Below are 21,643 nucleotides of genomic sequence, written 5' to 3'. Positions count from 1 at the left end.
AACGTACGCTGCTCTTCACGAAATTAGTTAACTTCGCGATCTACTAGCTCAACGTAAGCCATCGGTGCAGCATCACCTGCACGGAAGCCCGCTTTAAGAACACGTAGATAACCGCCGTTACGCTCTTTGTAACGAGGGCCAAGAACGGTAAATAATTTACCAACAGTTGCAGCTGAACGAGTACGAGCAAACGCTAAACGACGGTTTGCTACAGAATCGACTTTAGCTAAAGTGATTAAAGGCTCAGCAACACGACGTAATTCTTTTGCTTTAGGAACAGTAGTTTTAATTAACTCGTGTTCGAACAAAGAATTAGCCATGTTTTGGAACATCGCTTTACGATGACTGCTTGTACGGCCTAATTTCACACCACTATTACGATGACGCATGGTGATAGTCCTACTTAATTAACGGCTACGATAAGCAAAGCGATCGTCCATGCGGAGGCTAGCCGGTGGCCAGTTCTCTAAACGCATGCCCAATTGCAAGCCTTTCGATGCCAGAACATCTTTAATCTCAGTCAACGATTTTTTACCTAGGTTAGGAGTTTTAAGCAACTCAACTTCAGTACGTTGAACAAGATCGCCAATGTAGTAAATATTTTCTGCTTTCAAACAGTTAGCAGAACGAACAGTAAGCTCTAGATCATCTACTGGACGAAGCAAAATCGGATCAACTTCTTCACGAGGCTCTTGAGCAACTGGTGCTTGATCTTTCTGAAGATCAACAAAAATTGCAATTTGTTGTTGCAAGATTGTTGCCGCTTTGCGGATAGCTTCTTCAGGATCAACAGTACCGTTGGTTTCAAGATCAATGATCAATTTATCAAGGTCAGTACGTTGTTCTACACGAGCGTTTTCCACTGTGTAAGACACACGTTTGATTGGGCTGTAAGAAGCATCTAATTGCAAACGACCCACTGGGCGAGTTTCGCCCTCAGGGAAGCGTGAATCAGAAGTCTCATAACCACGACCTTGAGAAACTTTCAGGCGCATTTTTAATGAGCCAGAAGCACTTAAAGTACCGATCAAATGTTCAGGGTTAACCACTTCAACATTATGTGGTAAACGAAGGTCAGCGGCTGTAACGTCGCCAGGACCTTGTTTTTCCAATGTCAGATAAGCTTCATTTTGATCGAACAGCTTAATAGACAATCCTTTTAGGTTCAGCAAGAGCTCGACGATGTCCTGCTGCAAGCCTTCCAAAGTACTGTACTCGTGCTCGACACCTTCAATCTCTACTTCAACCACGGCTGCGCCAGGTAAAGAAGACAAAAGGATACGACGTAAAGCATTACCAAGAGTATGACCAAAGCCACGCTCTAATGGTTCTAGAATAACTTTTGCCGAGGTCCCGCTTGCCGCTTCGACCTTAATCGCTTGCGGAGTTAGAAACTCATTTGCAGTACGCGTCATTATTGCTACCTCAAGGATTATTTAGAATACAATTCTACAATCAAGCTTTCGTTGATTTCAGCAGGTAAATCAGAGCGATCTGGTGCAGCTTTGAATGTACCTTCCAATTTAGAATGATCAATTTCAATCCAAGATGGAATGCCACGTTGAGTCGCTAACTCAACTGCGTTTTTGATACGCAATTGTTGTTTAGCGCCTTCGTGAACTGCAACAACGTCACCAGCTTTAACTTGGATAGACGCGATATTAACACGACGACCATTTAAAGTGATTGAACGGTGAGATACAAGCTGACGAGCTTCTGCACGTGTAGAACCAAAACCCATGCGATAAACAACGTTATCTAGACGGCTTTCAAGAAGTTTCAACAAGTTTTCACCTGTTGCGCCTTTAACACGAGCAGCTTCTTTGTAGTAGTTACTAAATTGACGCTCTAAAACACCGTACATACGACGTACTTTTTGTTTTTCACGTAATTGTAGTGAGTACTCAGATTGTTTGCCGCCACGAGCGCCACCATGTTGGCCAGGTGCTTTAGCAGCTTTTTTTGTTTTGACGTCAAATGGTTTAACGCCAGATTTTAATTGCAGGTCTGTCCCTTCGCGGCGAGAGAGTTTGCATTTTGGACCAATATAACGAGCCATGAATGTTTCTCCTTACACGCGACGTTTTTTAGGTGGACGGCAACCGTTGTGCGGGATTGGCGTCACATCGGTAATGCTGTTAATTTTATAACCCACTGCACCTAAAGCACGAACCGCAGATTCACGACCTGGACCAGGACCTTTTACAAGGACGTCCAAGTTTTTCAAACCGTAATCTAAAGCAGCTTTACCAGCAACCTCAGCAGCTACCTGAGCAGCAAACGGAGTTGATTTACGTGATCCACGGAAGCCTTGTCCACCAGAGGTAGCCCAAGCCAGTGCATTACCTTGACGATCGGTAATAGTCACAATGGTGTTATTAAAAGAAGCGTGAATGTGTGCAACACCTTCAGAGACGGTACGAGTGACCTTCTTGCGTGTGCGAGTATCTTTAGCCATCTTTTAGCTTCCAGAAATCTTATTTCTTAATAGGTTTGCGCGGACCTTTACGGGTACGTGCGTTAGTTTTGGTGCGTTGACCACGGACAGGCAAGCTGCGACGATGACGAAGACCGCGGTAGCAGCCTAAATCCATTAAACGTTTAATGTTCATGGAAATTTCGCGACGTAAATCACCTTCGGTAGGAACCTTAGTAACTTCTGCACGAATCGCATCAAGCTGAGCGTCATCTAATTCACGAATTTTAGTTGTTGGTGCAATACCAGCAGCAGCTAAGATAGCTTTTGCAGTGTGGCGACCAATACCAAAAATGTACGTTAGAGAGATAACAGCATGCTTGTTATCCGGAATGTTTACACCGGCAATACGAGCCATTCAATTTTCTCCAAAAAGGCAGTTAAGATAATCAACCGCCCGACAAAATCTTTGAGGGGCGGATAATAACCTAATTAGCCTACTGAAATCAACAGGTCTTGATCAGATTAACCTTGACGCTGCTTATGACGAGGTTCTGCGCTGCAAATTACGCGAATAACCCCATTACGACGGATAACTTTACAGCTACCACAAATTTTCTTTACAGAAGCTTGAACTTTCATAATGAAACCTCTAAGTGCGCTTATCCTTTCGGATGAGCAGTCGTTTTACGCATTAACGATTGATTGTCATATTGATGCGATGTGAGATGAGCTTGAAGCTGAGCCATAAAGTCCATCACCACCACCACTACGATCAGTAAAGACGTACCACCTAAGCTAAATGGAATACCAAATGAACTTTGTAGAATCATCGGCATTAAACAGATGATTGTGATATAAACCGCGCCAATAAAAGTCAAACGATTCAAAATATGATCTAAATAGCGTGCAGTTTGCTCACCAGGACGAATACCCGGTACATAAGCACCACTACGTTTTAAATTCTCTGACACTTCTTTCGGGCTAAATACTAGCGCAGTATAGAAGTAACAGAAGAAGATAATTAATGCGCCAAATAGCACCAAATACATCGGTTGACCCGGCGACAATACGAGTGCCAAATCTTGTAGGCCACGTTTAATCACGCCAGCATTTGGATCTGCGCTGCCTACCCATTGCCCTAAGCTCGCTGGGAACAATAGCAATGAACTTGCAAAAATTGCAGGAATCACACCCGCCATATTAATTTTTAATGGCAAATGTGTTTGCTGAGCGGTAAATACACGACGACCTTGTTGTTTTTGAGCATAGTTTACCGGAATACGACGCTGCGCCTTCTCAATAAACACAATTGCTGCTAACACTGCAACAGATAGCAATGCAAAAATTGCAAGACCAATTAAGCTTGATTGGCCATTATCTACTGAGGTTAAAGATTGCAGAACCAAGTTCGGCAAACCAGCAACAATACCAGCGAAGATGATCATGGAAATACCATTCCCCACTCCACGCTCTGTAATTTGCTCACCTAACCACATCAGGAACATTGTACCTGCAACCAGAGAAGTTACAGCAGGAACGTAAAAAGCAAGTCCACTAGTCAAAGTAATATTTTGACTAATCAGACCTGCACACATCCCAACAGCTTGCACAAGTGCAAGAAACAATGTGCCTTGTCGCGTATATTGATTGATCTTACGCTTACCTTGTTCGCCTTCTTTCTTTAAAGCTTCCAGCGAAGGAACAACCGTAGACATTAACTGCACGATAATCGATGCAGAGATATACGGCATAATCCCAAGAGCAAGAATTGACATACGCTCTAATGCACCACCTGAAAACATGTTAAACAAACCAAGGATCGTACCTTGGTTTGCATTAAACAGATTCTCTAGTGCGGCATTGTTAATGCCCGGTACTGGAATATGTGCTCCCAGTCGAAAAACCAACAACGCCCCGATGAGGAACATCATACGGCGGATAATTTCACGATATTTCACATGAAAAGGCTGGCCTTTCATCATGTTAACATGACCTGTCGAACTAGGAGTCATAGACACTGGGGATTACTCCTCGACTTTACCGCCAGCAGCTTCAACAGCAGCTTTAGCGCCTTTAGTCAATGCAACACCTTGAACAGTGAACGCACGAGTAATTTCACCAGAAAGTACGATACGTGCACGTAACATATCTTTACGCACAACGTTAGCAGCTTTTAAAGTTTCAAGAGACACGATGTCGCCTTCAACTTTAGCGAGTTCTGATAAACGTACTTCAGCAGTTTTCAAAGCCATTTGGCTAGTGAAACCGAATTTAGGTAAACGACGATATAACGCAGTTTGACCACCTTCGAAACCAGGACGTGTACCACCGCTCTTACGTGAGTTTTGACCTTTGACACCACGGCCACCAGTCTTACCAACGCCAGAACCAATACCACGGCCTAAACGTAGGTTGTCACGCTTAGCACCTTCTGCAGGTGCAATTGTATTTAAACGCAGAGTCATGGCTTATTCCTCTACACTAACCATATAGTAAACTTGGTTGATCATACCACGGTTAGAAGGCGTATCTTGCACTTCAACAGTATGACCAATACGACGCAGACCTAAACCTTTAAGGCTAAGCTTGTGATTTTTCAAGCGATGCGATGAAGATTTAGTCTGGGTAACTTTAATCGTTTTCATGATTGATTACCCTTGAATTTGTGCTACTGATAAACCACGTTTCGCAGCAACTTTCTCAGGAGAAGTCATATCACGCAAACCGTTAAAAGTTGCGTTTACTACGTTAGCAGCGTTAGTAGAACCATAACACTTAGTTAATACGTTACGTACACCTACAGCTTCTAAAACTGCACGCATAGCGCCACCAGCAATTACACCAGTACCTTCAGAAGCAGGTTGCATGTAAACGCGGCTTGCACCGTGACGAGCATTGATAGGGTGCTGAACAGTACCGTCAACAAGGTCAACAGTAATCATGTTGCGACGAGCAGCTTCAAGTGCTTTAGAAATAGCAGCTGGAACTTCACGTGCTTTACCACGACCAAAACCTACGCGACCATTACCATCACCCACAACAGTTAATGCTGTGAAAGAGAAGATACGACCACCCTTAACAACTTTGGCTACACGATCAACGGCAACCAGCTTTTCAACAAGACCTTCGTTTTGTTCAACTTTAGCCATGATTAGAACTCCAAGCCGTTTTCACGAGCAGCATCAGCCAAGGCTTTGATACGACCATGATATTTGAAACCAGAACGGTCAAATGCAACTTTAGTTACACCAGCCGCTTTAGCACGTTCTGCAATTAAAGCACCAACTTTCTGAGCCGATTCAACGTTACCAGTAGTACCAGCACGTAGAGTAGCGTCTAAAGTAGAAGCTTGCGCTAATACTTTGCCACCATCTGCAGAGATAACTTGAGCATAGATGTGACGCGGAGTGCGGTTTACACACAAACGAGTCGCACCCAATGCACGGATGTGCAAGCGTGTGCTTTTCGCACGACGCAAACGGGATTGTTTCTTTTCGTTCATAAGAACCTCGCGCCTTATTTCTTCTTAGCTTCTTTACGAAGTACAACTTCGTCAGAATAACGAACACCTTTACCTTTATAAGGCTCTGGCGGACGGTAACCACGGATTTCTGCAGCAACTTGACCTAATTTAGCTTTATCAGCTGATTTAAGTACAATTTCAGTTGCAGTAGGAGTTTCTGCAGTTACACCTTCAGGAAGGTTGTAGTCGATCGGGTGAGAGAAACCAAGGTTAAGGTTAACAATATTACCTTTAACCGCAGCTTTATAACCAACACCAATCAGTTGTAACTTACGTTCGAAACCTTCGTTAACACCTTTTACAAGGTTGTTAAGCACAGCGCGAGCAGTACCAGCCTGCATCCAAGCATCTTTAGATTCAGCTTTAGGAGCAATAACTAGAGTACCGTCTTCCTGTTTTAGCTCGACCAGCGCATGCAGGTTGAAAGACAATGTACCTTTGCTGCCTTTCACTTCGACCTGCCGGCCGTTCTGAGTAACTGTAACACCGTTAGGTACAGTTACTGGGGCTTTAGCCACACGAGACATGAGGAATCACCTATTAAGAAACAAAAGCAATAACTTCACCACCGATACCTGCAGCACGTGCAGCGCGATCAGTCATGATGCCTTTGCTTGTAGAAACAATTGCAATACCTAAACCTTGCTTAACGCTAGGAAGTGCATCTTTACCGCGATATTGACGTAGACCAGGACGGCTTACGCGTTTCACAGTATCGATAACTGGTTTGCCTTCGAAATATTTTAAAGTAATCGTTAAAGTCGCTTTGCCTTCATTATCAGCAACAGCTACATCAGCGATATAACCTTCTTGTTGAAGTACGTTAGCAATCGCAACTTTCAACTTTGAGTTTGGCATAGAAACAGTTTGTTTCTTTGCCATTTGTGCGTTACGAACACGTGTTAGCATGTCGGCAACGGTATCTTGCATACTCATTTATAGTGCTCCTTACCAGCTTGCCTTAACAACGCCCGGTACATCACCTTGCATTACTGTTTCACGTAATTTGTTACGGCTTAAACCGAACTTACGGAAGTAACCATGAGGACGACCAGTTAAACCACAACGGTTACGTAGACGTACTGGAGACGCATTACGTGGTAATGCTTGAAATTTCATCATCGCTTCGAAACGTTCTTCGTCTGATGCATTTACGTTTGCGATAATTGCTTTTAATTCAGCACGTTTCGCAGCGTATTTAGCAACAGTAGCTTCGCGTTTCAATTCGCGATTAATCATACCTTTCTTAGCCATATCGACCTCTTATTTGAACGGGAAGCCGAATGCACGCATAAGCGCACGGCCTTCGTCATCGGTGCGAGCAGTCGTAGTGATGGTAATGTCCATACCACGAATACGATCAATCTTATCAAAATCGATTTCAGGGAACATGATTTGTTCCTTAAGACCCATTGAGTAGTTACCACGACCATCAAATGATTTCGCAGAGAAACCACGGAAGTCACGGATACGAGGGATCGCGATAGAGATCAAACGGTCTAAGAATTCGTACATACGTTCGCCACGTAAAGTAACTTTACAGCCGATCGGCCAACCATCACGGATTTTGAAACCAGCGATAGATTTACGAGCTAAAGTAAGTACTGGTTTTTGACCAGCAATTGCTTGCATATCAGAAAGAGCGCCATCTAACAATTTCTTGTCAGCTGATGCAGCACCAACACCCATGTTGATGGTAATTTTTGTAATGCGAGGGATATCCATCACATTCTTAACGCCCAATGTTTCTTTTAATTGAGCCTTAAGTTCGTCGTTGTAACGCGTTTTAAGTCTGGCCATTGCCTAGTCAACCTATTACTTCGCTACCGCCACTGATTCACCATTAGATTTGAATACGCGAGTTTTCACGCCTTCAATCACTTGGTAACCAACACGGTCAGCCTTTTGGGTTGTAGCATTAAAAATTGCCACGTTAGAGATATGAAGCTCAGCTTCTTGAGTTACGATGCCGCCTTCAGCGCCAGTAGCTCGGTTAGGCTTTTGATGCTTCGTTACCAAGTTAAGGCCTTCAACCTTAACACGGTCATTTGAAACAGACAAAACAGTACCTTGTTTGCCTTTTTCTTTACCTGCGATCACAATTACTTGATCGCCCTTTTTAATCTTAGCCATGAGTGCCTCTTATAGAACTTCAGGAGCCAATGAAATAATTTTCATGAACTGTTCAGTACGAAGTTCACGAGTCACTGGTCCGAAAATACGAGTTGCAATCGGCGCTTTGTTGTTGTTCAAAATAACAGCTGCGTTATCGTCGAAACGAATAACTGAACCATCTGCACGACGGATGCCGAATTTTGTACGTACAACTACAGCATTCATCACGTCACCTTTTTTAACACGTGCGCGTGGAATAGCTTCTTTTACAGTAACTTTAATAATGTCGCCAACAGAAGCATAACGACGATGTGAACCACCAAGTACTTTAATACATTGTACGCGGCGAGCACCACTGTTGTCTGCTACGTCGAGCATACTTTCGGTTTGAATCATTGCCCTACTCCAAAACCGAGCATCACCGGTCGCAATTTCGAAAGGCTCAAAGAGTACTCGAAATTGACCGATGATGCAAGAACGTTTAATTACTCAGCAGCAGCTTCAACAACTTCAACTAAAGTCCAAGACTTAGTTTTAGACATTGGGCGGCTTTCTTTGATGCTTACTACGTCGCCAACTTTAGCAACATTGTTTTCATCATGAGCGTGTAATTTAGTTGAACGGCGGATTAATTTGCCATACAACGGGTGTTGAACGCGGCGTTCGATAAGAACAACGATAGACTTGTCCATCTTGTCGCTAACTACTTTACCGGTTAACGTGCGAACTGTTTGTTCACTCATTGTCCGTTCCCCTGTTTTTCGGTAAGGAGGGTCTTAATACGAGCAATTGTCTTACGAGTAAGCGCAACTTCGTGCGATTTACCCAATTGACCAGTTGCTTTCGCCATACGAAGACGGAATTGGTTAAGCTGTTGCTCATCAAGCAAAGCTGTCAACTCTTCTACCGACTTTTCACGTAGATCATTAGTTTTCATTACATTACCGTCCGAGTCACGATAGTGGTTTTAAACGGAAGTTTTGCAGCAGCAAGCGTAAACGCTTCGCGAGCAAGTTCTTCGTTAACACCATCAATTTCGTACAAGACTTTACCTGGTTTGATTTGGCAAACCCAGTATTCCACAGAACCTTTACCTTTACCCATACGAACTTCTAATGGTTTTTCAGTAATTGGTTTGTCTGGGAAAACACGGATAAAGATCTTACCACCACGTTTAATACGACGGCTGATTGTACGACGCGCTGCTTCAATTTGACGTGCTGTCATTTGACCACGTTCAACTGATTTAAGTGCAATAGTACCAAAAGATACTGAGCTACCGCGATGTGCTAGACCAGTGTTACGGCCTTTTTGCACTTTACGGAATTTAGTACGTTTAGGTTGTAACATGGATTATTCTCCTTTTTCAGCAGAACGATCATTGCGACGACCACGACGCTCTTGACCTTCACCACGACCACGGCCACGTTTAGCTGGACGTTCTTCAGCTGGAGCTGGGTTCATGACTTGTTTCATGCCGCCCAAGATCTCACCACGGAAGATCCATACTTTAACGCCGATCGTACCGTAAGTAGTCTCAGCACGCATAGTAGCATAGTCGATGTCAGCACGAAGAGTATGAAGAGGTACACGACCTTCACGATACCATTCAGTACGAGCAATCTCAGCACCACCTAGACGGCCTGAAACTTCTACTTTGATACCTTTAGCACCAGCACGCATAGAGTTTTGAACCGCACGTTTCATAGCACGACGGAACATTACACGTTTTTCTAATTGAGAAGCGATTGCCTCAGCAACTAAACGAGCGTCTAAATCTGGGCGATCGATTTCGTTGATACTTACTTGCGCAGGAACACCCATAATGGCTGTTAATTCGCGTTGTAATTTCTCAATGTCTTCGCCTTTTTTACCGATCACGATACCAGGACGTGCAGTGCTAATAGTTACTTTAGCTGCGCCTGTAGGGCGTTCGATAAGAATATTGCTCACCATCGCATTCTTAAGTTTTTTAGTTAAAAACTCACGAACTTGAAGATCTTTTAGCAAATATTCAGCATATTGTTTCGGATTCGCATACCAGTTAGCGTTATGACGTTTCACAACACCTAGGCGGATACCGATTGGATGAACCTTCTGACCCATATCAAACCCCTACCTTAACGGTAATGTGACAAGTACGCTTAGTAATACGATCTGCACGGCCTTTAGCACGTGGCAAAATACGTTTCAGGCTCATGCCTTCATCAACGTAGATCGTAGAAACTTTAAGGTCGTCTACATCTAAACTGTTATTGTGTTCAGCGTTTGCAATCGCAGATTCCAATGCTTTTTTAACTAAAACTGCAGCTTTTTTGTTGCTGAAGTTTAAGATATTCAAAGCATGCGCAACAGATTTGCCGCGAATTAGGTCTGCAACCAAACGTGCTTTTTGTGCCGAGATAGCGGCACCGCGTAATTTAGCAGTTACTTCCATCATAGCACCTATTAACGTTTAGACTTCTTGTCAACACCGTGACCACGATAGGTACGAGTTGGCGCGAATTCACCTAATTTATGACCAACCATATGCTCAGATACAATCACTGGAACATGGTTACGGCCATTGTGTACAGAAATTGTTAGACCAACAAAATCCGGTAAGATCATCGAACGACGCGACCAAGTTTTGATCGGCTTACGGTTATTAGCCGCGATAGCCGCTTCAACCTTAGCGAACAAGTGCGCATCGACGAATGGGCCTTTTTTCAGAGAACGAGGCATTGTCAGATTCCTTTACTTGTTACTTAACGCGACGGTCGCGAATGATCATCTTAGTCGTACGCTTGTTGGTACGTGTTTTGTACCCTTTAGCTTTTTGACCCCATGGACTTACAGGTTGAATACCTTTGTTACGTCCTTCACCACCACCATGTGGATGGTCTACTGGGTTCATCGCCATACCACGTACGGTAGGACGAACGCCACGCCAGCGTGATGCACCTGCTTTACCAAGTGAACGAAGGTTGCTTTCTGAGTTAGAAACTTCACCTAACACAGCACGGCATTCAACGTGTACTTTACGCATTTCGCCTGAACGAAGACGAATGATAGCGTAAGAACCGTCACGACCCAACAATTGAGCAGATGTACCAGCAGAACGTACTAATTGTGCGCCTTTACCGATTTTAAGCTCGATGTTGTGAAGAGTAGAACCGATAGGCATGTTGCGAAGTGGCAAGCAGTTACCTGGACGGATTGGAGCATCGTTACCAGACTGAACTTGATCACCAGCGCGAAGGCCTTTAGGTGCAATAATATAGCGACGTTCACCGTCAGCATATTTCAATAAAGCAATATGAGCTGTACGGTTTGGATCGTATTCAATACGCTCAACTACAGCTGGGATGCTGTCTTTGTTACGTTTGAAGTCTACGATACGGTAGTGCTGTTTATGACCACCACCAACGTGACGAGTTGTAATGTGACCGTTGTTATTACGACCGCCAGTACGTTTTTTAGCTTCAACCAACGGAGCATATGGCGCGCCTTTGTGAAGGTGGTTATGTACCACTTTCTCTACAAAGCGACGTCCTGGAGACGTTGGCTTACATTTTTGAATCGGCATAATTTTCGTCCTTATTCCGCTGCGTTTTCAGCGGTATCGCCCAAGTCAGCCATTTCAACATCTTGGCCAGCTTTCAGGGTGACGTATGCTTTTTTAACATCAGAACGACGTCCTAATGTTTTACCAAAGCGTTTAGTCTTACCTTTAGTGATCGTTGTGTTAACTTTAACAACTTGAACACCAAATAGTTGCTCAACGGCTTTTTTGATTTCAAGTTTGTTTGCATCTAGTGCAACTTTGAACACTTGAACACCAGCAGTTTCACCTAAAACTTGTGCTTTTTCTGAGAATACAGGTCCTTGTAGGACTTGATAGATACGTTCGTTGTTCATCCGAGTTCTACCTCAATTTTCTTAGCAGCAGCAACAGACATAACAACTTTATCGAACGCGATCAAGCTAACAGGATCGATTGCAGCAGCATCAACCACATCAACGTGTGGAATGTTGCGAGCAGCAAGATACAAGTTCTCATCAACAGCATCTGTAACGATTAATGCACGAGGTGCATTCAAGTCGTTAAGTTTTGCAAGCAATTCTTTAGTTTTTGGAGCTGCAACAGCAATCTCTTCAACTAAAACAAGGCGATCTTGACGAACAAGCTCAGCCAGGATGCATTGCATAGCACCGCGATACATTTTACGGTTTACTTTTTGAGACCAATCTTGTGGACGAGCAGCAAAAGTTTTACCACCGCCAACCCAGATTGGGCTACGAATAGAACCAGCACGAGCGCGGCCAGTACCTTTTTGACGGAAAGGTTTTTTACCACCGCCAGAAACGTCAGCACGTGATTTTTGCGCTTTAGAACCTTGACGACCACCAGCTAAGTAAGCTGTAACAACTTGGTGTACAAGAGCTTCGTTAAAATCACGACCAAACGCAACTTCAGATAACTCAACAGCAGAGCCGGAAACAGTATTTAAATTCACGTTATTTCCCCTCAGGCCTTGATAGTAGGACGAACAGTAACGTCGCCACCAGTAGCACCAGGAACCGCACCTTTAACAACTAGAACTGAACGTTCTGCGTCGATAGCAACGATTTCAAGACCCTGTGTAGTTACACGTTCAGCACCTAAGTGACCAGGCATTTTTTTGCCTTTGAACACGCGACCAGGAGTCTGGTTTTGACCTGTAGAACCGATAACACGGTGAGATACAGAGTTACCATGTGTAGCGTCTTGAGTACGGAAGTTCCAACGCTTAACACCACCTTGGAAACCTTTACCTTTAGATGTACCAGTAACGTCAACAATTTGACCCACTGTAAACACATCTACACCGATAGTTCCGCCAACTTCACGACCTTCAAGATCAGCTTCTGTAGCGCGAAATTCTTGAACTAGACGACCAGCAGCAACACCAGCTTTCGCAAAGTGACCTTTCTGAGCATTAGTTACGCGAGATTCGCGACGTTCACCAGTAGTGATTTGAATCGCTTGATAACCATCAGTTTCAAGCGTTTTGATTTGTGTGATGCGGTTAGGATCAACCTCAATCACTGTTACAGGTACAGAAACACCAGCATCTGTAAAGATACGTGTCATACCGCACTTGCGACCGACTAAACCAATAGCCATGTGCATAAACCTCTAAAAAAGCGGCCTAATTAACTTAGAGCGTTAATTAACCGAAAGCCTTAACCCAAAGCGATCTGAACATCAACACCAGCTGCAAGATCTAACTTCATCAATGCATCAACAGTTTTATCTGTAGGTTGAACGATGTCGATCAAACGTTTGTAAGTGCGGATCTCGTATTGGTCACGCGCATCTTTGTTAACGTGTGGTGATGTTAAAACGTTAAAACGTTCGATACGTGTAGGCATCGGGATTGGACCACAAACTTGTGCACCAGTACGTTTTGCTGTTTCTACGATTTCTTGAGCTGATTGATCAATTAAACGATGATCAAAAGACTTAAGACGGATACGAATTCTCTGGTTAGACATACCAGTTAACTCCAAGCCAAATATATAAAGAATCACCCTTGACGCATCTCACCCCACTTTAAAAGAGGCAAGTGTCAAGAGCAGTGAAATATCACTAAGGTCACGATCGATGCCGTGACTGTCACGATGTTAACTACTTTATTCGTAGCTAACCCCCTTCATCAAAGGGTCGCCCATTATAGCTATTGTTTAATGCATAAGCAAATCCCTTTTGCTGTTTTTCTTATATTTTTCATTTTTTATGCAAGATCAATTGCTTAACTTTTAATCAACAGGCATTTTTTCTTAATACATACTCTATTGCTTGGTTTAGTATTTGATTTCCCTCAATAAATTTGTTTTTTGCGCTTTTCCGCAGATCATGTACTGGCTGTACATGTGTTCCTGAAAAAAATGCCACCTCTTCATCATTTTCCAAAAATAAATCGAGTACTTCAGGGGTAATTTCAGGATGAAATTGAAAGCCCAAAACATTTTGTCCAATTTGATACATTTGATTACGACATGCATCATTTTCCGCCAGTAATACCGCTCCTTTGGGAATTTCAAATGTTTCACTGTGCCACTGCATGACTTTAAACTCTTCCGGTAGTTTGAAACAGCCATGCGGTACGTTAGCGACCTTACGAATGGTCGTCCAACCCAATTCTTGTTGTGCATTTCGACTCACCGCACCACCCAAAGCATTAGCAATCAATTGCCCACCTAAACAAAGGCCGATTGCGGGTTTACCGAGGGCTAAATAGCGTCGCAGCCAACGCTTTTCTATTTTTAACCATGGGAAATTTGCCTCATCATTTACGCTCATGGTTCCACCCATAATGATAAGTAAATCGACATCTTCAACATGCGGCAAAGCCTCGAGATCTAAGGCTTGATCGACAGGTAATGCAAAGAATTCTGTGGCCGTAATTTTGGCCTGATGCTGTTTTAAAAATTCATAACAACTGCCGAACCCTTCGCCAGCAATATGCTGAAAATAATGTACTTTTAAATGCGAATTCATGCGCTAAACCTATTGTTGTTGCTCTGATATCGGTTTTGCAAGAATGAAGCCAACTTTGCTTTTCACTTAATTTTCTACAAAAGCATCGTAAATCCATGCGTTTTAGTCGTATTCTTTTGAACATTCATTATTATTTTGATCATTTCAGAGCGCCACGTGAAAAAGAATCCTCAAACTGAACTCATTCATGCACCAAGAAAGGCACCGCAGTACATCAATAGTGTTCAACCTCCCCTGTTTCGTGCATCCACTATAATTTTCGAAAATACAGATGCGCTTTTTAATCGCCATTGGACTGATGATTATGACTATAGCTATGGCACACATGGTACCCCCACGACATTCACCCTAGGTGATCAGCTTGCTCAGATTGAAGGTGGCTTGTATCACTTACTGGCACCAAGCGGTTTATCTGCAATTAATTTGGTCAATTCATGTTTTTTAAGTCAAGGGGATGAAGTTTGGGTCGCAGATAATATCTATGGCCCAAATATGGAACATTTACGCAATTTAGAAACCCGCTATGGCATCGTGGTCAAGGTTTATAACCCGATTGATGTCGATTCATTTAGCCCTTCAGCGCAAGCCAAGCTTATCTGGTTAGAAGCGGCGGGTTCTGTCACTTTAGAGTTTCCAGATTTAGTCGGCTTGGTCAAAAAAGCTCAAGCGCAGAACATTCTCACTGCACTGGACAATACGTGGGGCGCAGGACTTGCCTTTAATGCTTTTGATTTTAGTGCTGAGCACCTGGGTGTCGATATCAGTGTGCATGCCTTGACCAAATACCCAAGTGGCGGTGGCGATATTTTAATGGGCTCGGTAATTACACGAGATAAAAAGCTTCATCACAAACTGTTTCGTGCGCACGCCATTCAAGGCATTAGCATCTCTGGTGATGATGCCGCGCAAATACAACGCAGTCTGGCTTCTATGCGCCTGCGCTATGAACACCAGTCACAAAGTGCTTTAACTTTATTAAATTGGCTAAAACAGCAGCCAGCCTTTGTACAGGTTTTACATCCTGCTGATGAAGCTTCCGCAGGACATCAGTATTGGAAAGAAATTTGTACAGAACAAAACAGTGCCGGCTTGGTCAGCGTGATATTTAATGAAAAATATAGTTTGCAGGATGTACGCCGCTTTTGCGATGCGCTGAAACTATTTAAGCTCGGTTTTAGCTGGGGTGGTCCAGTCAGTTTAGCCATGCTATATAACTTAAAAGATATGCGTATACTCGAACATTCACACATTCAAGCTGGCTTACTTGTTCGCTTTTGTATAGGACTAGAACATCCTGCAGATTTAATACAAGATATAGAAAACGCACTACAACATTTAAATAAACAGCAACTCGAATAAATACAGGAACATCTATGGGTACACCAATAATTATTGGCAAAAAAACACAAGACACCACACAGGATGTGGTGCTTCATTCACAATTTGCAAACCGCCATGGTTTGATTGCTGGGGCCACAGGTACTGGTAAGACGGTGACGTTGAAGGTGTTGGCAGAAAGTTTTTCTCGGCTGGGTGTACCTGTATTTTTAGCTGATGCCAAAGGGGATGTTTCTAGCCTTGCCAAAGCAGGTGAAAGTAATCCTAAGTTTGACGAACGAATTAAAAGTTTAAATATCGAGAGCATTCCTTTTGCTGCCTCCCCTGTGGTGTTTTGGGATTTGTTCGGTGAACAAGGACATCCCATTCGCACCACCATTTCTGAAATTGGCCCACTGCTCCTTGCCCGAATTCTCAACTTAAATGACACGCAAGAAGGTGTGTTATCTGCGGTCTTTCGTATTGCCGATGATCAGGGCTTATTGCTCATCGACTTTAAAGACTTAAAAGCCATGATCAGCTACGTCAGTGAACATGCAGCAGAATTTAAAAATGAATATGGCAATTTATCACCTGCAAGCTTAGGTGCAATTCAACGTAATTTGCTCGCATTGGCAGATCAAGGTGGTGACAAGTTTTTTGGTGAGCCTGCGCTCAATATCATGGATTTCATTCAAACGGATGAGCAAGGTCGTGGCAACATCAACCTGCTCGCAGCCGACAAGTTAATGAATACCCCTAAGCTCTATGCGACTTTCTTACTTTGGATGCTGTCAGAACTGTTTGAACAATTGCCCGAAGTTGGAGATATGGATAAACCCAAACTGGTGTTTTTCTTTGATGAAGCGCATTTATTGTTTGATAATGCCAGCCCTGCTTTACAAGAAAAGATTGAACAAGTGGTTCGTCTGATTCGCTCTAAAGGGGTCGGCATTTACTTTGTAACGCAAAATCCACTTGACTTACCTGAAAGTGTTTTAGGCCAACTGGGTAACCGCGTTCAGCATGCGCTACGTGCATTTACCCCGAAAGATCAGAAAGCTGTTAAGACGGCAGCAGATACTTTCCGAGCCAATCCTGCGTTTAAAGTCGATCAAGTGATTACGGAGCTGGCTGTAGGTGAAGCATTAATTAGCTGTCTAGATGAACAAGGGACACCTCAAATTGTTGAGCGTGCTTGGGTGATGCCACCCTACTCATCATTTAGCCCAATTGCTGTAGAAGAACGCAAAGCACTCATGACAAATAGCGTTGTTGCAGGCGTCTATGACACCGAAGCAGACCGTGAAAGTGCCTATGAACTTTTACAAAATAAAGTGGCGGAGCGCCAACAACAAGCCGTCCAAGCGGAACAAGATAAAATACAAGCCAAAGAACAAGAAGCGTTAGCCAAACAACAAGCCAAAGAAGCAGATGCACTCGCCAAACAGCAAGCGCGTGAACAAGAACGACTTGCACGCGAACAACAAAAAGAAGCTGAGCGTTCAGCCAAACAACGTGAAAAACTGATTCAAGACACGGTAGGAACTTTTGCAAAAAGTGCTGCACGCAGCTTGGGTGGGTCGACAGGTCAGAAAATCGTACGCGGTTTGCTAGGTTCACTGTTTGGTAAAAAATAATTCGCCATTACGATTATCTATGCTGAATTTATGGGATATTTTAATATCCCATATTTTTTTTATGGTTTTTACTAAAACATGTATTGCGCGGATGTATTTAAAAATGTATTTTAAATACATCTTATAAATAACAGCCATGAGAGATCAGCTATGACTCCGCAGCAAATTGACCTAGTAAAAGCTACTGTTCCTGTTCTACGTGAAAATGGTGTCGCGCTGACTGGTTACTTCTATAATCGTATGTTGGGCAATAACCCTGACCTCAAAGAAACCTTTAACATGGGACATCAGCGCAGCGGTGCTCAGGCACAAGCTTTGGCGGGTGCTGTATTGGCTTATGCTGAAAATATTGAGGACCCATCTGTACTTTTACCAGTTGTAGAATTAATTGCGCATAAACATGTGAGTCTTAACATTCAAGCTCCAGACTATAATATTGTCGGCGAAAATTTGCTGCACTCGATCAGTGAAGTATTAAGCATTTCAATGGAAGATCCACTGATTGCCGCTTGGGCAGCAGCATATGGACAATTGGCAGACTTGTTTATCAGCACTGAAAAAGCGATTTATGAGCAACATCAGCAAACTAAAGGCAGTTGGTTAGGTTGGCGTAATTTCAAAATCGCGAAAAAAGTGGCTGAAAGTGATGAAATCACCTCATTCTACCTTGAGCCTTCTGATGGTGGTGATTTACCAAAATATGAAGCAGGTCAGTACATTTCTGTACGTGTATTGGTCGATGAGCTGGGTCTAAAACAGCCACGTCAATATACACTGTCGACCAGCCCGCAAGACAACTACTTACGTATCTCTGTAAAACGTGAAGATCAGAAAGGTGACTTGGTTCCAGGTTGGGTATCGAATACACTGCATGGCTTGGAGATCGGTTCAGAAATCGAAGTGTCTGCACCAACAGGTAATTTCTTCCTGATTGATTCACAAAAACGCAATGTCTTTATCAGTGGTGGTGTAGGTCTAACACCAATGATTGCGATGCTGAATCAATTGGTGACTTTAGACATGCCACAACCTGTAACCTTTATCCATGCCTGCCGTAGCAAACAAGTGCATGCAATGCATAAACACATTCAGGATTTGGAAGCAAAATACCCACGTCTTAGCACCTTTACAGCGTATGAGTTCCCTCATGCTAATGATAAATTAGGTGAAGATTATGATGCTGCTGGTCGTCTAGACTTAGGCAGCATGGATACTGCACTGTTACCGATCAATGCGGATTATTACCTTTGCGGTCCAATGCCATTTATGGCTGAACAACAGAAAGCTTTAATTGCTCGTGGTATTCCTGCTAGCAATATTCACAGCGAAGCTTTCGGCACTGGTGGTGTAAAACACTAACTAAGCTATTCACCTGAAATACAAAGGGTTAGTTTAGTTATGCTAGACTAGCCCTTATTTATTTCTCTCAGACTCACAGTATTATCATGCAACTCAATAAATTCACCGATTATGCATTACGCATTTTGCTCTATATCGCACGTCCTCGTGATGTGCCTTATAACATTGCTGAAATTGCAGAAGACCTGCATGTTTCGCGTAATCACTTGGTGAAAATTGTGCATTTTATGGCAAAACAAAACTGGTTAATCACCAGCCGCGGCAAAGGTGGCGGCATTCGCTTAAACCCTGAAGCACTTGACGCTCAGCTCGGTCAAATCGTACGAATTCTGCAAGGCCATCACCAGATAGTAGAATGCAATGACCCACCCTGCGTACTACGCAGTCAGTGTGGTCTAAAAAGCATCTTAGACCAAGCTTTAGAACAGTTTTATCAAAGTCTCGATCAGTACAAACTTGCTGACGTCTTGCAACCAAGCAGCGCATCTAAATTTACAACACAATCTCCAATTCAAATGATCAATCTCTAATTTCACTTGGCCTGCGACAAAATTCGCTTGCCTGCCCGACTTCCTTTATAATGCATGTCGTTAAATCAGTTATTGAAGTTGGGTTATGCATCAGCACAGAGGAAAATCACGAAACAGTAAAGCGGCCAATGCGCCGAAGCAAAAGATTACTTATGAGAAAAAAGTAGACTCTGCGATTACTGAATATGCTGTGCGCTCGCTCAACTGGCTACGCAAAGCTGAGTTCTTAATGAGTGCGCCTAAACTGAACCTCTGCGTTGAAGATACCGGCTATGAAATTGCCTTTGCAGGTCGTTCTAATGCAGGTAAGTCGAGTGCCATTAATGCGCTCACTAATCAAAAACAATTGGCTCGTGCGTCGAAAAAACCGGGTCGTACCCAAATGATCAACTTTTTCAGTCTAGGAAATCCTGATCAGCGTTTGGTCGACTTGCCTGGTTATGGCTATGCCGCTGTACCTGAAGCGATGAAAATCGTGTGGCAAAAAGAGTTAGAAAACTATCTGATACACCGTGAAAGTTTACAAGGTCTTGTGCTGTTGATGGATATCCGTCATCCACTACAACACTTTGACGTCATGATGTTGGAATGGGCACATTCACGTAAATTGTTCGTACATGTACTCCTGACCAAATCAGATAAATTAAACCGTGGCCCAGCCTCTAAAGCACTACAAGAAGTGAAAGCAGCATTGAAAAAAATGAAGCTAAACTTCTCTATTCAACTGTTCTCATCATTGAATAAACAAGGTTTAGAAGAGTTAGCGAGTGTCATGGCGGGTCGTCTCAACTTCACTCTAGAGCAATCCACAGAGTTTGATCTCGACAGCATACCTGAAGCATCGGAAGATGATATTGAAATCGATGCAGACGCGGAAGCATTCGATGACTTCCACACTACATCTGAAGACTTACCCCAAACTGAAAGTAAAAATTCAGACCACTAATCGAGTAATTTTAAAGTCAGCGCAAGAATGATTGTCTGACAAAAAGTATCTTCTGAAGATAATGAAATGTCCTGTATTGCTAATCACAATGCAGGATTTTTTTTGGATACTGAATACATCAGATGTGCACTCGATCACATAAAAACAAGGATAGGTCATGAAATTACTCTCCCGCTTGAAAAACACAAAACTTGGATCATCAATCGAATATAAAATTAAACCACGTAAAGTGAAATTTGAGTGGCAAGATACTCAAGTTGACTGGGTGCCCAACCAACCTTTTGTTAGCTATTTTATTAATGAAATTAATATGATCTTACCTGCAGGTGAGTTTTGGTTTTGCCGTTTGTATAACAAAGTATTGCCGCAAATTAGAGATGAAAAATTAGCAGAGGACGTTAAAGCATTCATCCGCCAAGAAGCCATGCATGCTCAAGCACATAACTCTGCTAATAAAGAATACTTATCTCAGCGCAATATCAGTATTCAACGCAACCTTGAGATCATGGACTTTCTCTTTGGCAAACTGCTTGCGGACCAACCTCTAGGGCTCAACGTACCCAAAGCCTTGGATCATCAATGGGATCTCTTTCGTTTAGGGGTGATTGCAACTGTTGAACACATGACCTGTGTACTAGGCAAATATGCTTTATACAACAAAGAGTGGGAACGACTAGGCGCTGATCCGAATATGCTCGATCTAGTAAAATGGCATGGTGCAGAGGAAATAGAACATCGTACCGTGGCTTTTGATTTGTATCGTCATCTCGGTGGGGGCTATATTTCTCGCTATTATCAAAGTGTGATCGTGATTGCAGCCGTACTTGGTCTATGGGTCGATGGTGCAGCACATATCATGCAGCAAGACTCGCGCTATGCATCGATTAAACCTGCCGTATATAAACCGTGGATTTGGCGTGAATGGGCGCGTATCGCGCAAAAAGACAATCGCTTATTGCCACATCCACTTTGGTTAGTGTCACAGCAATTGGGGTATTTAATGCCTTGGTACGATCCTGTACATGAAGCAAAAACTGAAGATGCGATTGCATACCTCGACAACTCTCCTGCTGCAAAACGTGCCGCACTGAAAGTTGCATAAACACCATTTAAAATCTGTATTAAGCAGGGTTCGCCCTGCTTTTTAGTGCTCACATCCATTTCGCTCTATTTTTTATTGAGCAATCAACAAACTTAAGATGAATAGGGTCGTCATAAGTTCGAGGTTTAAAGTACAGTTCTTCCGAACTCCCTATTCTCTTTAAAAT

General features: G+C 43.1%; 34 protein-coding genes and 1 pseudogene. 6 read left to right on the top strand and 29 right to left on the bottom strand.

Annotation, left to right across the window (positions count from 1 at the left end):
* Window positions 1-23: 23 nt before the first annotated feature.
* From rplQ to MST18_RS02090, 29 genes and pseudogenes are all read right to left on the bottom strand, one after another.
* A complete protein-coding gene (rplQ, locus tag MST18_RS02230; protein ID WP_005012953.1) occupies window positions 24-389 on the bottom strand; it encodes a 50S ribosomal protein L17 in 366 nt (121 codons plus the stop codon).
* Window positions 390-407: 18 nt separating this feature from the next.
* Window positions 408-1,415 (bottom strand): DNA-directed RNA polymerase subunit alpha, encoded by a 1,008-nt coding sequence (locus tag MST18_RS02225; protein ID WP_004650465.1) that lies wholly within the window; start codon window positions 1,413-1,415, stop codon window positions 408-410.
* A gap of 17 nt (window positions 1,416-1,432) precedes the next feature.
* Window positions 1,433-2,059 carry a 30S ribosomal protein S4 gene (gene rpsD, locus MST18_RS02220; protein WP_078192454.1) on the bottom strand — a complete coding sequence of 209 codons (627 nt, stop codon included), beginning with the start codon at window positions 2,057-2,059 and terminating at the stop codon, window positions 1,433-1,435.
* A gap of 12 nt (window positions 2,060-2,071) precedes the next feature.
* Window positions 2,072-2,458, bottom strand: a complete 387-nt coding sequence (gene rpsK, locus MST18_RS02215) for a 30S ribosomal protein S11 (protein ID WP_001040166.1) — start codon at window positions 2,456-2,458, stop codon at window positions 2,072-2,074.
* A 19-nt stretch (window positions 2,459-2,477) separates the two neighbouring features.
* Window positions 2,478-2,834, bottom strand: a complete 357-nt coding sequence (rpsM, locus tag MST18_RS02210) for a 30S ribosomal protein S13 (protein WP_078189269.1) — start codon at window positions 2,832-2,834, stop codon at window positions 2,478-2,480.
* A gap of 107 nt (window positions 2,835-2,941) precedes the next feature.
* Entirely contained in the window at window positions 2,942-3,058 is a 117-nt protein-coding gene (gene rpmJ, locus MST18_RS02205) for a 50S ribosomal protein L36 (protein WP_000867907.1), read from the bottom strand.
* A 20-nt stretch (window positions 3,059-3,078) separates the two neighbouring features.
* Window positions 3,079-4,398 (bottom strand): preprotein translocase subunit SecY, encoded by a 1,320-nt coding sequence (gene secY / locus MST18_RS02200; RefSeq protein WP_171263746.1) that lies wholly within the window; start codon window positions 4,396-4,398, stop codon window positions 3,079-3,081.
* Between the two features lie 45 nt (window positions 4,399-4,443).
* Window positions 4,444-4,884 (bottom strand): 50S ribosomal protein L15, encoded by a 441-nt coding sequence (rplO, locus tag MST18_RS02195; protein ID WP_078189271.1) that lies wholly within the window; start codon window positions 4,882-4,884, stop codon window positions 4,444-4,446.
* Between the two features lie 3 nt (window positions 4,885-4,887).
* The gene (gene rpmD / locus MST18_RS02190) at window positions 4,888-5,064 is read right to left on the bottom strand and encodes a 50S ribosomal protein L30 (protein ID WP_005012961.1); all 177 of its coding nucleotides are present in this window, start codon (window positions 5,062-5,064) and stop codon (window positions 4,888-4,890) included.
* Window positions 5,065-5,070: 6 nt separating this feature from the next.
* Entirely contained in the window at window positions 5,071-5,568 is a 498-nt protein-coding gene (rpsE, locus tag MST18_RS02185; RefSeq protein WP_067762902.1) for a 30S ribosomal protein S5, read from the bottom strand.
* 2 nt (window positions 5,569-5,570) lie between these two features.
* Window positions 5,571-5,921 (bottom strand): 50S ribosomal protein L18, encoded by a 351-nt coding sequence (gene rplR, locus MST18_RS02180; RefSeq protein ID WP_067762903.1) that lies wholly within the window; start codon window positions 5,919-5,921, stop codon window positions 5,571-5,573.
* A gap of 14 nt (window positions 5,922-5,935) precedes the next feature.
* Window positions 5,936-6,469: a 50S ribosomal protein L6 gene (rplF, locus tag MST18_RS02175; protein ID WP_078189272.1), complete on the bottom strand. Its 534-nt coding sequence runs from the start codon at window positions 6,467-6,469 to the stop codon at window positions 5,936-5,938.
* Window positions 6,470-6,482: 13 nt separating this feature from the next.
* Window positions 6,483-6,878 (bottom strand): 30S ribosomal protein S8, encoded by a 396-nt coding sequence (rpsH, locus tag MST18_RS02170; RefSeq protein ID WP_078189273.1) that lies wholly within the window; start codon window positions 6,876-6,878, stop codon window positions 6,483-6,485.
* 12 nt (window positions 6,879-6,890) lie between these two features.
* Window positions 6,891-7,196: a 30S ribosomal protein S14 gene (gene rpsN, locus MST18_RS02165; protein WP_067762906.1), complete on the bottom strand. Its 306-nt coding sequence runs from the start codon at window positions 7,194-7,196 to the stop codon at window positions 6,891-6,893.
* Between the two features lie 9 nt (window positions 7,197-7,205).
* On the bottom strand, window positions 7,206-7,742 hold the full coding sequence (gene rplE / locus MST18_RS02160; RefSeq protein ID WP_067762907.1) for a 50S ribosomal protein L5: 537 nt from the start codon (window positions 7,740-7,742) through the stop codon (window positions 7,206-7,208).
* A 15-nt stretch (window positions 7,743-7,757) separates the two neighbouring features.
* Window positions 7,758-8,075: a 50S ribosomal protein L24 gene (gene rplX / locus MST18_RS02155; protein WP_078189274.1), complete on the bottom strand. Its 318-nt coding sequence runs from the start codon at window positions 8,073-8,075 to the stop codon at window positions 7,758-7,760.
* Window positions 8,076-8,084: 9 nt separating this feature from the next.
* A complete protein-coding gene (gene rplN / locus MST18_RS02150) occupies window positions 8,085-8,453 on the bottom strand; it encodes a 50S ribosomal protein L14 (RefSeq protein WP_005012978.1) in 369 nt (122 codons plus the stop codon).
* Between the two features lie 89 nt (window positions 8,454-8,542).
* Window positions 8,543-8,800, bottom strand: coding sequence for a 30S ribosomal protein S17 (gene rpsQ, locus MST18_RS02145; protein WP_078192456.1), 258 nt, complete (start codon window positions 8,798-8,800; stop codon window positions 8,543-8,545).
* On the bottom strand, window positions 8,797-8,994 hold the full coding sequence (rpmC, locus tag MST18_RS02140) for a 50S ribosomal protein L29 (RefSeq protein ID WP_005012982.1): 198 nt from the start codon (window positions 8,992-8,994) through the stop codon (window positions 8,797-8,799). The genes rpsQ and rpmC overlap by 4 nt, the downstream gene beginning before the upstream one ends.
* Window positions 8,994-9,407, bottom strand: coding sequence for a 50S ribosomal protein L16 (rplP, locus tag MST18_RS02135; protein ID WP_068909575.1), 414 nt, complete (start codon window positions 9,405-9,407; stop codon window positions 8,994-8,996). The genes rpmC and rplP overlap by 1 nt, the downstream gene beginning before the upstream one ends.
* Window positions 9,347-10,163 (bottom strand): annotated as a pseudogene (gene rpsC, locus MST18_RS02130) (30S ribosomal protein S3). Before rpsC ends, rplP begins: the two are co-directional and overlap by 61 nt.
* A 1-nt stretch (window position 10,164) precedes the next feature.
* Complete coding sequence (rplV, locus tag MST18_RS02125) at window positions 10,165-10,494, bottom strand: 50S ribosomal protein L22 (protein WP_035265103.1); 330 nt, start codon at window positions 10,492-10,494, stop codon at window positions 10,165-10,167.
* Window positions 10,495-10,505: 11 nt separating this feature from the next.
* On the bottom strand, window positions 10,506-10,781 hold the full coding sequence (rpsS, locus tag MST18_RS02120) for a 30S ribosomal protein S19 (protein ID WP_004281508.1): 276 nt from the start codon (window positions 10,779-10,781) through the stop codon (window positions 10,506-10,508).
* A gap of 19 nt (window positions 10,782-10,800) precedes the next feature.
* Window positions 10,801-11,625, bottom strand: coding sequence for a 50S ribosomal protein L2 (gene rplB / locus MST18_RS02115; RefSeq protein ID WP_078189278.1), 825 nt, complete (start codon window positions 11,623-11,625; stop codon window positions 10,801-10,803).
* Between the two features lie 11 nt (window positions 11,626-11,636).
* The gene (rplW, locus tag MST18_RS02110) at window positions 11,637-11,957 is read right to left on the bottom strand and encodes a 50S ribosomal protein L23 (protein ID WP_005012992.1); all 321 of its coding nucleotides are present in this window, start codon (window positions 11,955-11,957) and stop codon (window positions 11,637-11,639) included.
* Window positions 11,954-12,556, bottom strand: coding sequence for a 50S ribosomal protein L4 (gene rplD / locus MST18_RS02105; RefSeq protein ID WP_078189279.1), 603 nt, complete (start codon window positions 12,554-12,556; stop codon window positions 11,954-11,956). Before rplD ends, rplW begins: the two co-directional genes overlap by 4 nt.
* A gap of 11 nt (window positions 12,557-12,567) precedes the next feature.
* Window positions 12,568-13,206, bottom strand: a complete 639-nt coding sequence (gene rplC / locus MST18_RS02100) for a 50S ribosomal protein L3 (RefSeq protein WP_078189280.1) — start codon at window positions 13,204-13,206, stop codon at window positions 12,568-12,570.
* Between the two features lie 59 nt (window positions 13,207-13,265).
* Window positions 13,266-13,577 carry a 30S ribosomal protein S10 gene (rpsJ, locus tag MST18_RS02095; protein WP_000070912.1) on the bottom strand — a complete coding sequence of 104 codons (312 nt, stop codon included), beginning with the start codon at window positions 13,575-13,577 and terminating at the stop codon, window positions 13,266-13,268.
* Between the two features lie 268 nt (window positions 13,578-13,845).
* Window positions 13,846-14,583 carry a type 1 glutamine amidotransferase gene (locus MST18_RS02090; protein WP_180133472.1) on the bottom strand — a complete coding sequence of 246 codons (738 nt, stop codon included), beginning with the start codon at window positions 14,581-14,583 and terminating at the stop codon, window positions 13,846-13,848.
* Window positions 14,584-14,739: 156 nt separating this feature from the next.
* On the opposite strand from MST18_RS02090, the gene MST18_RS02085 reads away from it, so the two are divergent.
* From MST18_RS02085 to MST18_RS02060, 6 genes are all read left to right on the top strand, one after another.
* A complete protein-coding gene (locus MST18_RS02085) occupies window positions 14,740-15,942 on the top strand; it encodes a PLP-dependent transferase (RefSeq protein WP_180133471.1) in 1,203 nt (400 codons plus the stop codon).
* Window positions 15,943-15,956: 14 nt separating this feature from the next.
* Window positions 15,957-17,540: a helicase HerA-like domain-containing protein gene (locus MST18_RS02080; protein ID WP_180133470.1), complete on the top strand. Its 1,584-nt coding sequence runs from the start codon at window positions 15,957-15,959 to the stop codon at window positions 17,538-17,540.
* Window positions 17,541-17,690: 150 nt separating this feature from the next.
* Entirely contained in the window at window positions 17,691-18,899 is a 1,209-nt protein-coding gene (gene hmpA, locus MST18_RS02075) for an NO-inducible flavohemoprotein (protein WP_078192460.1), read from the top strand.
* 86 nt (window positions 18,900-18,985) lie between these two features.
* Window positions 18,986-19,429: an Rrf2 family transcriptional regulator gene (locus MST18_RS02070; RefSeq protein WP_180092990.1), complete on the top strand. Its 444-nt coding sequence runs from the start codon at window positions 18,986-18,988 to the stop codon at window positions 19,427-19,429.
* Window positions 19,430-19,514: 85 nt separating this feature from the next.
* On the top strand, window positions 19,515-20,375 hold the full coding sequence (yihA, locus tag MST18_RS02065) for a ribosome biogenesis GTP-binding protein YihA/YsxC (protein WP_180092992.1): 861 nt from the start codon (window positions 19,515-19,517) through the stop codon (window positions 20,373-20,375).
* A 157-nt stretch (window positions 20,376-20,532) separates the two neighbouring features.
* Window positions 20,533-21,477: a metal-dependent hydrolase gene (locus MST18_RS02060; protein WP_180021608.1), complete on the top strand. Its 945-nt coding sequence runs from the start codon at window positions 20,533-20,535 to the stop codon at window positions 21,475-21,477.
* The last annotated feature ends 166 nt before the right edge of the window (window positions 21,478-21,643 follow it).

This window comes from Acinetobacter sp. YH12068_T, assembly GCF_024606005.1.
GTDB lineage: Bacteria > Pseudomonadota > Gammaproteobacteria > Pseudomonadales > Moraxellaceae > Acinetobacter > Acinetobacter amyesii.
This window is presented reverse-complemented; position numbering and strand designations above follow the sequence as displayed.